Origin of the sequence: Pedobacter frigoris (genome assembly GCF_005116445.1) — a bacterium.
Taxonomy (GTDB): Bacteria; Bacteroidota; Bacteroidia; order Sphingobacteriales; family Sphingobacteriaceae; genus Pedobacter; species Pedobacter frigoris.
This window is the reverse complement of the sequence record NZ_SWBQ01000005.1, coordinates 33016-47926: the sequence shown is the minus strand read 5'-3', so window position 1 is coordinate 47926 and position 14911 is coordinate 33016. Positions and strand designations below refer to the sequence as shown.

Annotated in this window: 8 protein-coding genes; all 8 read right to left on the bottom strand. The window is 40.6% G+C overall.

Annotation, left to right across the window (positions count from 1 at the left end; genetic code table 11):
* A complete protein-coding gene (feoB, locus tag FA047_RS16305; protein ID WP_136837158.1) occupies positions 1–2118 on the bottom strand; it encodes a ferrous iron transport protein B in 2118 nt (705 codons plus the stop codon).
* A 5-nt stretch (positions 2119–2123) separates the two neighbouring features.
* Positions 2124–2339, bottom strand: coding sequence for a FeoA family protein (locus FA047_RS16300; RefSeq protein WP_136837157.1), 216 nt, complete (start codon positions 2337–2339; stop codon positions 2124–2126).
* 192 nt (positions 2340–2531) lie between these two features.
* Positions 2532–2936, bottom strand: coding sequence for a VanZ family protein (locus tag FA047_RS16295; protein WP_136837156.1), 405 nt, complete (start codon positions 2934–2936; stop codon positions 2532–2534).
* Positions 2937–2939: 3 nt separating this feature from the next.
* On the bottom strand, positions 2940–3320 hold the full coding sequence (gene gcvH, locus FA047_RS16290) for a glycine cleavage system protein GcvH (RefSeq protein ID WP_136837155.1): 381 nt from the start codon (positions 3318–3320) through the stop codon (positions 2940–2942).
* 94 nt (positions 3321–3414) lie between these two features.
* Positions 3415–10584, bottom strand: a complete 7170-nt coding sequence (gene sov, locus FA047_RS16285) for a T9SS outer membrane translocon Sov/SprA (protein ID WP_394347597.1) — start codon at positions 10582–10584, stop codon at positions 3415–3417.
* Positions 10585–10629: 45 nt separating this feature from the next.
* Complete coding sequence (gene ruvA / locus FA047_RS16280) at positions 10630–11214, bottom strand: Holliday junction branch migration protein RuvA (protein WP_136837153.1); 585 nt, start codon at positions 11212–11214, stop codon at positions 10630–10632.
* A 3-nt stretch (positions 11215–11217) separates the two neighbouring features.
* Complete coding sequence (locus tag FA047_RS16275; RefSeq protein ID WP_136837152.1) at positions 11218–13533, bottom strand: NADP-dependent malic enzyme; 2316 nt, start codon at positions 13531–13533, stop codon at positions 11218–11220.
* A gap of 139 nt (positions 13534–13672) precedes the next feature.
* Positions 13673–14893 carry a lytic transglycosylase domain-containing protein gene (locus FA047_RS16270; RefSeq protein WP_136837151.1) on the bottom strand — a complete coding sequence of 407 codons (1221 nt, stop codon included), beginning with the start codon at positions 14891–14893 and terminating at the stop codon, positions 13673–13675.
* Positions 14894–14911: the final 18 nt, after the last annotated feature.

The following is a 14911-nucleotide window of genomic DNA, read 5'->3' as shown; positions in this document are numbered from 1 at the left end:
TTACTTTAGAAGTTGATAGGCAATTAAACTGGCGACATAAGCCATTGCCGTCATGTAGACCAATTGTATCACCGGCCATTTCCATGATTTCGTCTCTCGGTAAACAACGGCTACCGTACTCATACATTGCATCGCAAATGCGTAAAAAAGCATCAGAGAAAATGCGGTGGCAAAAGTAAACACAGGAAGTCCTGTATCAGGATTTGTAGCACCACGCATTTTATTCCTAATAGTTGCCACTTCTTCATCTCCTCCATCAACACTATAGATTGTAGCCATTGTTCCTACAAATGCTTCTCTGGCAGCAAAAGAAGTGATCAGCGCAATGCCGATCTTCCAGTCAAAGCCCAGTGGTTTTATTGCAGGTTCTATCACATGACCTAAAATGCCCGCATATGAATTTTCAAGCTTCTCAGCAGACTTATCTCTTTCGAGGGTACTGATTTGTACACTATCTTTTTGCGCTTCTATAGCAGCATATTTTTTATCAATTTTCTCAAATCTGTCTGACGGCCCATAACTGGCCAAAACCCAAAGTATAATGGAAATTGCAATAATTACCTTACCGGCTTCAAAAACAAAGGTCTTGGATTTTTCATACATGGTGTATAATACGTTGGTCCACCTTGGCATCCTATACACGGGAAGTTCCATGATAAAGTAGGATCTTTCTTTCGCCTTGATGATGAGCTTCATGATAAAGGCCACAATAACCGCAGCAAAGATGCTGATCAGGTACATCCCCATCAACGTCAGCCCCTGCAGGTTAATAAAACCCCAAAGCATTTTCTCGGGTACGACCAATGAAATCAATAACGTATATACTGGTAAACGGGCAGAACAACTCACCAGTGGAACTACCATAATTGTGATGATTCTGTCCTTCCAGCTTTCAATGTTTCTGGCACTCATGATAGAGGGAACAGCACATGCAAGACTTCCTATCATTGGCACCACTGATTTGCCGCTAAGACCAAACTTCCTCATGATCTTATCCATCATGAAAGTAACCCTGGCCATATATCCAGTGTCTTCAAGAATAGAAATAAAGGCAAAGAGAATTGCGATTTGAGGAATGAATATTACCACTCCGCCTAATCCGGCAACAACCCCATCCAATAACAAATTGGTCAGTACGCCTTCAGGCAAATGCTGATGACCAAACTCTGTAAGCCATACAAATGAATACTCAATCAGCTCCATTGGATAAGAAGACCAGGAGAAAATCGAATTGAAGATGAAGAAAAGAATAGCAATAAAAATCAGGAATCCCCAAAATTTATTGGTCAGTACAGCATCCAGTTTATCACTAAAAGCGAACTTCTTGACTGCACCTGTATCTTCAATAACACCACTTAAAACTGTCCCAAGATACCTGTATCGTGCTATAGTTTCGGCAGCCTGCAATTTCGATGATTCAAAATTGTGGCTGCTCTTTATTTTTTCAAATACGCTATGATCTTCAATAGAAAAAACATTTAATGGCTGATGCTGGTGCAATAACTGCAAAGCCAGGTAATCATTATCTATTTTCAAATGCGATTTTACCAGGTCGATAGCTTCGGGAGCCAGCATGTGCATATCTGCTCCAGTTGTTTGAGTAGCAATCGGAGTGGTATTTCCAATAGCCATTTTCAATTGATCTATACCTGAATTGCTTCTTGCAGAAATTGCTACAACCTGTATGCCCAGTCTTTCAGAAAGTTTATTGATATCAATATCAATACCTTCTTTTTTGGCCATATCGGTCATATTCAGGACAAGTACCACCGGCAGGCCCAAATCAGCAACTTGTGAATAAAGCAATAAGTTCCTTCTCAGATTTGTAGCATCAGCTACCAGCACAACGATATCAGGATGACTGGGATTATTCTTATCTGCCAATACCTGAAAAACAATGCTCTCATCTTTACTTTTTGGATACAAGCTATAAGTACCCGGTAAATCTATGATTTCAGCTTGCTTGTTTTCGGCAAGTTTACAATACCCCAGCTTCTTATCGACCGTAATACCAGGAAAATTTCCGATTTTCTGGTTCAGTCCCGTAAGCAGGTTAAAAAGCGTAGACTTTCCTGTATTGGGATTCCCAACTAGCGCAATTTTAATATCTTTTGCCAAAATTACTACTGAATTATGATAATAGATGCTTCGTTCTTACGTAAACAAAGTTGGTAACCAGCTACTCGAATAGCTATTGGGTCACCAAGAGGAGCAAAACGTTCTACCTCTACAATCTCACCCGGCAAGCAACCCATTTCCATCAATTTTACAGACATCTCTAAGTCCGTAAATGCTACTATAGTTCCTTGTTCTCCTGGGTTTAACTGCGAAAGTTTCATCTATGTATTTGTTATTTAATCCTTACCCTACTAGGTCCGCAATTTAGCCTTAATTTATAATAAATCCAAATAACGAGGTAACAATCCTATGGTTTTGGATAAGTAGAATAGCTCACCTTCGGACACTTACATCCCCCTCCAAATACCGCGCAACCGCTTAGCACAGCTACAGACAACAATAAAACAAGTAAACTAATCTGTCTTCTCATTGTAATTAGATTTATGTAAAAGAATATAACTGAATATGCCCATAAATACACCTGCCATATCGCATGTAAAATCCCACCATTCTGCAGACCTGTAAGTAAAAACTTTCCATTGCAACAGCTCAATTCCCGCACCCAATGCAGCGGTAACCAAAATGATCTTAAATATAGTTAACGTGCGAAAGCTGTAGTTATGCTGGTGATTTATTTTTCCGTACAATAAAAATATCGTAAGTATGAAAAAGAACCCAAGATGTACCAGCTTATCAAAACCTTCAAAAAAAAAGCCTGGTCCATCGCTGGCAGGCATTTTCATATTGCAAAGAACCAGAATTACAACAGTCCACAGAATGGCCCAGATCTGGTATCTCAATACTTTTAATTTATTCATTAATTAGGCTCCTACAAGAGCTTTATATGCTTCAGCGTCTAATAAACCATCAACTTCTGAAAGATCTGAAACAGTTACCTTAACCATCCATCCTTCTCCATATGGATCAGAGTTTACCAGCTCAGGATTATCATTAAGTGCAGCATTAACTTCTGCTACTGTACCTGTAACAGGCATAAATAAATCCGAAACAGTTTTTACAGCCTCTACAGTACCAAAAACTTCATCTTTGCTTACTTCATCACCAACTGTATTGATATCAATGTATACGATATCACCTAACTCACGCTGAGCAAAATCAGTTATACCTATATGAGCTTCATTGCCTTCAACTTTAACCCATTCGTGGTCTTTAGTGTACTTTAGTTCTGATGGAAAATTCATTTGTCTAAGTTTATAATTTCTTATTCTATTTTTTTGCAGCGAAGATCTTGTCCCGCGCCTTCAAAGGTAATTATTCTGAGTGTCTATAACAATCCTAATTCAGTGTAATCCTCAAACTAAATCCAAAGTTACTGAACGATGTATTAAAAGTCTGGGAAGTATAGGGTTTGGTCACATTCGAATCATAGAAAAGCCTGATATTGAAACGCTGGTTTAGGATGTAATCCACACTTGGTCTCAATGTAATATTCTTCGCTCCTGATGACACCTCTGCCTCGCTAATATCAGCTCTGTAAATAACCGTTTTATTATCCCTTACCGCAACATCCAGTTTAAAGTCCATGTTGTTGTCTGTTTTCAATCCTTTAAACAAGCCAAACGGGAACCTGAATTTATTAGTCCTGTATCCCAATCCGAAAACCATGTTGTTTTCAGACAACTGGGCCAACTGACTATTGGCAAGACTTAAGCCCAGCAGTCTTGACTTACCGATTTCAAAATTAGCAGTAAGGTTATTTTTAAACCTGGTATCTATTCCAATCAAAGGAGAAAACTGCTCGGCAATAGTCACCTGCGAATATTGGTAAGTCGGCAGGAAATTTCCATTAACATCTTTACTGCTCACATATCCATTAGTCTCTTGATACCTCACCAATGAATTGAAGCCATTCACACTGTATACAGAACGATAAGAATGTCGAATGTCAATTGAAGTAAACCTATCAGCCAGAAATCCTATCCTGGTCAACCCTCTATAGTTTACCCTCCAGTTTGGTAAAGGGATCTTAGGAAACGAATTCAAACTAACAGAGCCCGCATCCTTTCCCGTATATGCAGCCAAAAATGCAGATACCACCACATCCTGGGAATTCTTGTCATACCCATCCGCAAAGCCTCCCCTGCTTCCCGCAGAATTTGGATTACCGGCACCCAGTCTCTGAGAGATCACTTGCCTGTTAGACATAAACTGGTTGAATAACTTCGAAACGGTACTTCCTGATTTCTCTGAAAATGTAGTCCCCAATGTAATAAATGACACGCTATAATCGCCGGTCGTAAATGGACTCAGATTCTCAAAGTTCCGGCTGTCCCTGTCGTACCTGAAATTGGTCGAATAGTTCAACGTCCTGTTTTTATTAGCAGATAGGGTAATCGTCAAATCTTTTATAGGCTCTACCAAACTGGTAAAACTCAGATCTTCTCTTAATGTATTGATATAGAGCTGGGACTGCAGTGTATCAGCGGTGATCCAGCCATTATTTACCGCCATGCTCCTGATGTCACGCTGACTGCCAAATACAAATCCCAAACCAGGAGCACCACTCACGTTATCTATACCAAAATAATTGGTTTTAGGTAAGTAACCCGGCAAGAAAATACCTTTAGTCTGTGTAAATGCACCCACAATATTTTTAACACTTGTCAGTAATCCAACTAAAACTCCTGATCCGCTCTGTTTATCTCCCTCTGCGCCTGCCTTTCTTACAAATCCGAATTTATTATACAAACTGGCAAGGTTCAAATTAGGATTGATCTGAATTACCCTTGAATTCTGGATCGTATTACCCAAGTCAATCAATGGGTTCCTTAGCGTAGATAATGGTTCGGTTTGCCAGTTAAAGCTGGTACCGTAGCGGGTAGCTACGTTCATCCAGTCCAATCCGGGAATTTTATTGATCGGCAGGTTATAAGTAACGTTCAAATTGTGGCTGTAATCAGTCGTCCTTCCCAAACGCTTTAAATTCTGCCAAAGTGTATCTCTTTTTAAGCCTTCAATCCTTCCATCCGGCTCGTCAATGATAGAATAGTTGGTGGCATCAAAATCTAGTGTAAGAGATCTGGTAAAATTCCAGGAAATACCATAAACTCTGGTCACTAAGAAATTCTTATTAAATGTCGTGTTAATAGGGATCGAGTTATTGGGATCATTGTTTCGCAAACTATTCTCAGAATAATACCGGTCCAGATCAATTCTGAAATTGATAGAGTTTGGCAATAGGCTAAAATTAATATCCTTTAACAAAGCCAGCGTATTGCTCTTTATGATCTTCTCAAAAGGCTGAATGGTCTTCGACTGACCAGCGTAGTTGTAAGCAAGAGACGCTCGGTAAGTCTGCTGTATATTATTTTGGTTGATGAAATCCCTGTGAGAAAACTTAGTGTAGGCGTAACTTGCATTCAGGTTTTCCACATCCCACAACTTCGGTTTTTTCTCAAGGTCAGTCCTTTCCTTTCTCACATTTGTAAAGCTAATGCTGTTACGTGTGGTATAATCCTGGGCATATTCAAGGATTTCTTTTTTCTCAGCCTTAGTAGACACATCAAGCGCTTTCTTCAATTCAATATCAGGCGTACGCGGATCGTATTGAGGTGTACTGATCTGGCTTGAATAGCTCACAAACATAGGTATCTTCACACCCAATTTCTTCGGCAGAAACTTACCCAGTTCCATACTCGAAGAAACATCGAAGAAAACATTATCTGCCCTGTTTCTTTCACTTACCCGTTTCTCCAATGAACCGAATCCTATGGTCGATTTACTTCCCGACACATTTACGTCTGCAAAATCAGCCAGCTGCGCATTCATCCTGGCTGTAGCAGCCCATCCACCTCTTTCATCAAATTCTGTCAGTCTCAACTCATTGAACCAAACCTGGGCATTCTTATCCAGACCATCATCTCCAATCGGACTTGCTGAATTCCTCAAAGGATTTTTAACACCAAGCATGTAAACCCTCACCTTACTCATGTCAGGCTGTCCTTTCACCGTAATCGTCCTGCCGTTTTCTATGTAATCAAAAGGAATATTGATCGGCCATGGCAGCCCATTCAGCAATGCTTTATTTCGCGCAAGTTTTGCGTTCTGGAATAGTTCCAGCTCAATATCAAGTTTATTCTGATCTGGCCATATCGCATACGGATCACTGGTCCCGGGATTGGTCACCTTTAATGGCTGCGAATATTCATAATAATTATCCTGGTTATCCATTCCTATACGCAGGAATGCACTTAGGTCATTATCGTTAAGGATTGTATTTCCCATTGCCTCCACGTGGATATACATTTCCAGGTGCTTATAAGATCTGAAATCGTTTAAAGCAGTTTTAAACGCCGCTCTTCCATAACCATCTCTTAAATTCCTGATGGTCACTGCCAGCGACTGCTCATTCTGTCTGGTATCACCCCGGTAATTGCTAAAATCACGTTCGCGTTCTATACCCGGAGGCACTACATAAGGAATAGGCGTACGTTTACCATTCTCCTCTATATTTACAGTTGCCACTTCAATAGTAGAATTATCAGGACTAGCCGGCTGTAATGCCTGATCTGCTATTACCTGCGTAGCATCGTTGTTTGCATTGTATTGTCTCCATTCGCCTCTTACCAACTGGATTTTCCCAAACCTCAAAACAGTTGTATCCGCAAAGTTTGTCATAAACATCCTTACAAAACGGATCGACTTAAAGTCCTGTATATTTCCAACTTTCTGTTGATATTGGGCCAGCGGAATTCTGATCTGATACCAGGTCACAGGCTGTGTTTGTCCATTTGCAAGTTTCACCTGCGAGGTAATTTTATCCGTCACAAAATTCTGCCCCACCATCAGATCACCCGGACGCATAGATACTCTATATTGGAAGTATTCGTCAGACTGTGTCATGTTGTTATCCCTGTTGATGTCCTCTCCGTCTGGCAATGAAGTAGAAGCTGAATTGTCCACACCAAAATCTTCCTGACTTTGCTGAGGTGTTTTAGAATTTCCCTCAGGGCCATTATATCTCTGGTACCGCTTTAAAATTCCGGCATTTGCCTGATCCAGATCTCTGCTTCTGTAATAAGAGTAATCATCAGATGATGGATCTTTATCCAATTCAGCTGCAGCATCAGGATTTAGCTGCGCTTTAATCTGGTTAATGATGGTTGCAAACTTTGTCTTTTCATCTGCATTGGACAATCCGTCCAAACCAATATCCTGTGATCTTCTTGCGTTGGGATCATTGTCAAAAGCCTGGACAACCGGTTGTAATTTTGGCACCCTGCCCCAACTCGTCTCATCATATTTCGAAGGGTCACCATCAGCAGGCAATCCATTTTCCAATGATTTACGCCCGTCTTTCAAGATGTCTTCGGAGATGTTTCCCAAATTGAAATACAGATCACCCCCCGGAGAATTCGGTTTATAAATATTTGGATCCATCACCCACAATTCTATAAACTCAATATTTAAAGCCTCAAAATCGTTTGCTTCAATTCTTCTGAATAAACCACCCCACCTTGACCTTGGATTTGTCAATAGGCCATTAGGCGTAAATCCTGTAGGCGTAAAGTTATATGGCCCCCTCACCGTAGGATAAAATGCCACATCTAATGTAGGCAGCATGATCGCCTGTCCTGTGCTGGTTTCTTTAAATGGAAAAACCTCTTGTTCTATAATCTGACGAACATAATGGTTAGACAGCTCAGTCTTATTATTTCTCAGGCTTGTCGGCAATGTCGCCGAATTTCTCTCATAAAAAGTCGGGTCTATATTATAAAAAGCAATACGGGCCCTGTTGTACCCGTAGCTCAGGTCGTCGATGTTTCTTGCTTCAGGGAACAACTGCGGAGTACCTGACAATTGCCATGCAATCGCACTCTTTAAGTCAATAATCGAACGTGACGCTTCAAAGTCATCTAAATAACTTACGCCTCCCGTCTTACCTCCAAAATTCAGTGCTGATGGATGTCCCGGAAGCAACTGTGCAAACTCACCGGAAAATGTGATCGTAGAAGGGGCTTTGGTCGACAATAAAGGCAGCTTGTCAACCAGTTTAGTTAAGAATCTGGAAGGTGAGCTATAATTCAGATCCAATCCCCATATTGTATTCGAAATAGGCTCCTCACCAATATTTACTTTAGGTGTCAATGGCTTTTCGGTAAGGCTCATAAATGTACCTCCCAGATTTAGCTTATTGTTCACCCTATAATCTAATCGTGTTCCAAACAAAGAACGCTGCTGTAAACCAAACAACTCATTGTTTTCTGTTGTAATCCTGATTGGCTGACCCGAAACCAATAGGGCTGTATTTAATATCTTAACTTTCCCTCCCTGAGTATCAACAGTATAATCCGTTCCTTCCTGCAATGGGATTGTACCGGCAAAAACCTTAACAGACCCTTCCGGAACATTCATAGAGTTCAGGTTAAACTCTGAAGCAATTTCAGACTGGTAGCTACCTTTTATAATGTATCTGTTTTGCTTGGTAAATAACTGCTGTGCGATCACCTTTGTAGAATCGTACAATGCTGTATAGGTATACTTATCAATAAATGACTGTTCGGTTGGCAAAAACTGATCTGCAAGGTCTTTTCCAAATGGCTCGATCAACGGAAAAATAATTCTGCCGTTTAATGGATCGATAGTGATGTATCCATTTCTGGTGTTTGTCAGCATCACTGCCGAATTGTTAGTCGTATTGGTCGAAGTATTTCCATTCACACCGCTATTTCCAAAGGAATTATAAGCGCCGTTGCTATTCCCGTTGGCATTAAAAGGATTATTCTCTGTTTCAAAATCAAAAATACCATCAGGCTTTTGCTCATCCTGCTGATTCAGCTGATCAAGACCACCTACCTGTATCCAGGGTTTGTCTTTCAGCGGTCTTCTAAACTGGTCTAGTTTTTCACCCTCTGTGATTACAGGTCTTTCAATGCCTGTTTTCTCATCTATTCTGAAAATATCCAGTTTGAAGTTCTGCTGACTGATCTGATAACCGCCAATGGAATAGATGTTTTTCATCATCAGGTCCCATGTAGGAAGATTGGTTTTGGTAGTTTCATTTTTCAACAACTTCGTAAACAAAACCTTTGGCGATTCTTGATCAAACGGCACATCTGTAGAAAACTCTCCTACCTGATATTCTACTCCATTATAGGTATAACGATAAGCTACCGTAAGTACTTCATCAGTATTTAACGCATTGTTCAGGGAAATATAGCCGAGTTTAGGATGGAAAGTAAATTCCCTTTCTTCAAGCTTTCTGGCATAAGTGAGCTTGGCAAAATTATCCGTACCGCCATTAGCCTGGAAAAATGAAATTACACTGTTTGAATTTGTTTCCCGTGCATCCTGCGGCAGCAATTCTAATAAGTTATTCGATTGCCTCGGAAACTGCGGGTTGGAAAACCCGGAAGGCAGTGCAGAATAGCCCAATCCTGCCAGCTGTCCGGTATTAAAAGGTTTATTTTCTCCAAGATCTATAAAACCGAGTACGTCTCTTGAATCTTTTGTATTTCCGGCCTTGTTCGTAATCCACACTTCTATTTTCGTCACAATCACGCCGGAAGTTATCGTCGGCGGATTTATCAGTGCCTTATTATAGTTATCTCTGAAATACTGAGCCAGGAAGTAATGTTTATTGGCTTCATAATTATCCCCGCTAATTCTATATTCATTTTGCTGGGCTCCATTGGTTATCTGAATTTCCCTGGACTGGGATTTCTGCTGAGTAAAAACGGTATTCACATTCAGTTTGCCGAATTGCAACTGCGTCTTTATCCCAAATAGTGCCTGTGTACCATTAATTAAAGTGGTATTCAGCGGCAGGCTGACATTACCCGCTTCAATTTTTTTAATGATATCATCCTCTCCACCCGTATAATCCAGCTTCACCTGATTCTCAAAATCAAATTGAGCTTCAGTATTATAATTCATGTTGATCTTCAGCTTCGTTCCAATATTTCCAATCACATCCATCTGGATACGCTGGTTAAAATCAAAATTCCCCTGAACACGCTGACGTTCATTAAACAATGGATTTTCATTCTTATTGATCCTCCCAAGAAATGTAAGCTCCGCTTCCCCCCTTGGCTGAATATCAATATTTGTACCTCCGAATATTCTTTCAAAAGACTTACTGTTGATCTTCAAACTTGGAATAATACCCGTTCTCCTGACATCCTCTATTTCTTCATTAGAAAGTACCCTCCAGTTGCCACGCTTGATCTCACTGTTTACCAGTCTCTGGTATTCTTCAATGGTCAGGTATTGAGGCTCTCCCAGTATCCTGTCTCCAATCAACTGCCTGATTACATATCTTTTATTTTGGGCATCATAAGTTACCTCCCTTTTTACATTGTCCGGCAAAGGGTAAAATGGATTATTTAACGACCTGATCCCTAATCTTTGTTTTTCTTTTAAGCCAAAAGAATTTTTAGTAGAGTCAACCGCATTTTTTTTGGGAACAACCTGCGCATAGGCATGATTTACACCCAAAAAGATCATTAAAAAGAGAATTAGCGCTAATATGTTTTTCAAGGGTAAACGTGGTTATAGGTTCTTTAAGGCTAATTTTATCATTTGCTCAATAGACAAATCCTGCCCCCCTGTTTTCACCGCATTGTCTATTGCTTTTTCCGAAGCTGGTTTAGCAAATCCAAGCATCATTAACGCCGAAAGTGCTTCTTCTTTTACTGTATTATTTAATGGCGCAGCGATCAATGATCCTGTTCCTTCTTTTTTCAACTTATCCTGCAGCTCAAGCACCAGTCTTTGAGCAGATTTAGCTCCGATTCCTTTGATACGCTGGATCAACGTCAGGTCACCATTCACGATTGCTGTTTGGATCTCTGTAGGAGTGATAGAGGAAAGCATCATCCGACCCGTATTCGGACCTATGCCAGATACTGAAATAAGGTGCAGAAAAAGTCTCCTTTCCCCTTCATCAGCAAAACCGTAAAGTGTATGCGCATCTTCCTTTACATGAAGCCACGTATACACTTTACAGCGTTCGGCATCTGCCAGACTGCTATATGTATTCAATGATATATTGATGTGATAGCCAACTCCTCCGGCTTCTACGACTATATAAGCCGGACATTTAAAAGTTAACTTACCATCAATATATGCAAACATATTTTATTTTTTAGAAATTCTTCTCAATATACTTCCTCTTTTCGGATTCGCATCCTGCTCCTTACCCTGTACATCAAGAACCGCAATGGTTACCATGTTTACAATCTCTCTCACTGAGCTGCCTAACTGCACAATGTGTACCGGTTTTTTTAAACCCAGCAGAATAGGCCCTACAGCCTCTGCCTCGCCTAACTCCTGTAATAACTTGTAGGCAATATTACCCGATTCGAGGTTAGGGAACACCAAAGTGTTTGCCGGTGCATCTACCAACCTGCTGAATGGGAAGTTGTCTTTCAACAACTCGTTGTTGATCGCAAAATTACCCTGCATCTCACCATCTACCATAATGTTTGGATGTTGCTCATGCAGGATCTTAACTGCTTTTCTCACCTTTTCAGGAACAATGCCTTCATTAGATCCAAAGTTTGAATAGGAAAGCAGAGCAATTCTCGGTTGTATGTTAAATTTGCTTACAGAGCGCTCCAGCAACAAGGTCAAATCAACCAGTTCCTCAACTGTTGGATCTACGTTAACAGTGGTATCTCCAAAGAACACAGGTCCCTTTTTAGTCATCATCATGTACATACCTGCCACACGATTCACCCCTTCTTCCGTACCTATTACCTGCAAAGCGGGTTTAATGGTCGACACATAGTTCTTTGTCAAGCCAGAGATCATTGCATCTGCCTCACCAAATTCTACCATTGAGGCACCAAAATAGTTCCTGTCCCGCAGCAACTTGGTTGCCTCAAACAAGGTTACACCTCTTCTTTGTCTTTTCTTGTATAAAGAATTGGCGTATTTATTCATACGTTCAGGTTCCTCAAACGGGTCCATAATTGCAACCCCTTCAAGATCTAACGCATTCTCTTCAATGATTTTCTTGATAATCTCTTTATTACCCAATAGGATAGGAATGGCAATATTTTCATCCTTAACAATTTGGGCCGCCTTTAAGATTTTATAGTTATCCGCCTCAGCAAATACCACTCGCTTAGGATCAGATTTAGCTTTGTTAGTAATTGCACGCATAATCGCATCATCGCCACCCAGTCTGCCTTTCAATTCCTCTACATAAGCATCCCAGTCAGTGATGATCTTACGTGCAACACCTGATTCTATCGCGGCTTTAGCAACAGCCATAGAAACATTGGTCATCAAACGCATGTCCATTGGTTTTGGAATGATGTATTGCTTACCAAATTTGATGTTCTTTTCATTGTAGGCCATGTTCACAGCCTCAGGAACAGATTTTTTGGCGAGCTCAGCAATTGCCTTTACCGCAGCAATTTTCATGGCTTCATTGATACTGGTTGCCCTCACATCAAGTGCGCCTCTAAAAATGTACGGGAATCCCAAAACGTTATTTACCTGATTAGGATAATCAGAACGTCCGGTAGCCATGATCAGATCCTTTCGCGAATTTATAGCCAGATCATAAGCAATCTCCGGATCAGGGTTTGACATTGCAAACACGATCGGATTTTTGGTCATCGACTTTAACATCTCAGCTGTAACACAATTTGCAGAAGACAATCCAATAAATACATCAGAATCCTTCATAGCCTCTTCCAGTGTGCTTAAATCTCTGGATGTTGCAAACTCAGCTTTAATCGCATCAAGGTTTTCACGTGTATCTCTGATGACGCCTGAACGGTCGCACATGACAATATTTTCTTTCTTTGCGCCCAAAGAAACATACAAACGGCTGCAAGAAATAGCCGCAGCGCCTGCCCCGTTAACCACAATCTTGATCTTGTCCATTTTCTTTTTCTGCAGTTCGCATGCATTCAACAATGCAGCTGCAGAAATGATAGCGGTACCATGCTGATCGTCATGCATCACAGGAATATTCATTTCCTCTTTCAGGCGGCGTTCTATTTCAAAACACTCAGGAGCTTTAATATCCTCAAGGTTTACCCCACCAAAAGTAGGCTCTAAAGCCTTTACGATCTTCACAAAATCATCTACATTTTTGGTGTCCAGCTCTAAGTCAAAAACATCAATATCTGCAAATATTTTAAAAAGAAGTCCTTTCCCTTCCATTACCGGTTTTCCGGCTTCCGGACCTATATCTCCTAGTCCCAAAACGGCTGTACCATTACTAATTACAGCAACAAGATTGCCCTTTGCTGTATATTTATATACATCTTCTGTATTTTCTGCTATTCTTAAACATGGCTCTGCCACACCTGGCGAGTAAGCAAGTGCTAAGTCTCTTTGTGAATTCGTCGGTTTTGTTGGTATAACCTGAATTTTCCCCGGTCTGCCCTGGGAGTGGTAGTCTAAAGCGTCTTGCTTCCTATTTATTTTACTCATAAAATGGTCAATTGTAAAGCGCCAAAGTTACAATTCTTTTATTTAGCCTTAAAATAAAAAAAGGTCACCGAATTAGCGAATAGAAATGCAGAATTGATGAATATGAACAAAGTGAACAGGCAAAACAAGCCAATGAAAACTAGCCTCTTACACGCTTAAGAGCACCCTTTTCAGCCTGGCTGTTAAACACTTTTAGTCTTTGTCCGGGCACTATAGTAGTCCCCTTCAGTTTGTTCCATACCTTCAAATCCTGAACCTCGACATGATATTTATCGGCGATCAGTCCCAGACTTTGTCCTGGGGCTACCTTATGGTAAAGGTAAGAAGGCTTGGCTTTAGCTGCGCTTGCCTTTTTCATCACCCTCCTGTCATCAGTCGAAGCCAGAATGACATTCATATCTGTGTCTGCGTCTGAGTTCAATAGTTCATAAATCTGCGCGAAGTTTGCCAGGCTAACTTTCGGAACAATGATGCGCTTGGGCGATAAATCAGTCCCATTCACAATCTTCTTCTTATAGCTCGGGTTCAGGGCACAAAGCTCTTCCTCTTCCATACTCAGTGCTCTGGCCAGATCAGGAATAGATACAAACTTATTTACCTGGATGGTATCTGTAATTTTTATATACGAAGGGCGCTGATATCTGATCTGATGCTTTTCAGAACATTTCATCACGTAAACAGCAGCTATAAATGCAGGCACATAATTTCTGGTTTCCTGTGGAAGGTACTTCCTGATCTCCCAGAAATCCCTGGAATCAGCTTTTTCAACCGCTCTCCTCACATTACCCATTCCACAGTTATAAGCCGCAATTGCCAGTAACCAATCACCTAGTTCTTCATAGGCATCTCTAAAATATGCTGCCGCTGCATAACTTGCCTGTATAGGATCTTTACGTTCATCTACGAAATTATCCATATTCAGGCCATAGCCCTTAGCGGTACCAAACATAAACTGCCACAAACCCGTAGCTCCAACTCTGGAAACTGCATGGGGGTTCATAGACGATTCAATGATCGGTAAATATTTAATTTCCTCAGGAATATTTAGACTCTTTAGGGCCTTTTCAAAGATCGGAAAGTAATAATCCGACAGACCAAGCATCCTGCCCATCATATCCTTTCTTCCACTATAAATGTCTATGTACTTCTGCACATACTCATTATAAGAAAGAGGAACTATCTTCTGAATGGAATCTAATCTCGATTTATAAGTAAAATTATAGTTGCTAAACAAAGGAGTTTCTGTTACCTGGGGTACAGAAGTTGTATCATTTAAAAGAATAGCCGGTTGTTGGGCTGATGCAGAAAAGCCGATAAAAGCCAGGATGCAATACGATACCAGGAGTACTTTTTTGTTCATAGGCAATTTATGTGAGCA

Coding starts and splice junctions, on each gene's coding strand:
- sov (WP_394347597.1), bottom strand. CDS start 10,584: ATGATCTTTTTGGGTGTAAATCATGCCTATGCGCAGGTTGTTCCCAAA.
- FA047_RS16295 (WP_136837156.1), bottom strand. CDS start 2,936: ATGAATAAATTAAAAGTATTGAGATACCAGATCTGGGCCATTCTGTGG.
- gcvH (WP_136837155.1), bottom strand. CDS start 3,320: ATGAATTTTCCATCAGAACTAAAGTACACTAAAGACCACGAATGGGTT.
- ruvA (WP_136837153.1), bottom strand. CDS start 11,214: ATGTTTGCATATATTGATGGTAAGTTAACTTTTAAATGTCCGGCTTAT.
- FA047_RS16300 (WP_136837157.1), bottom strand. CDS start 2,339: ATGAAACTTTCGCAGTTAAACCCAGGAGAACAAGGAACTATAGTAGCA.
- FA047_RS16270 (WP_136837151.1), bottom strand. CDS start 14,893: ATGAACAAAAAAGTACTCCTGGTATCGTATTGCATCCTGGCTTTTATC.
- FA047_RS16275 (WP_136837152.1), bottom strand. CDS start 13,533: ATGAGTAAAATAAATAGGAAGCAAGACGCTTTAGACTACCACTCCCAG.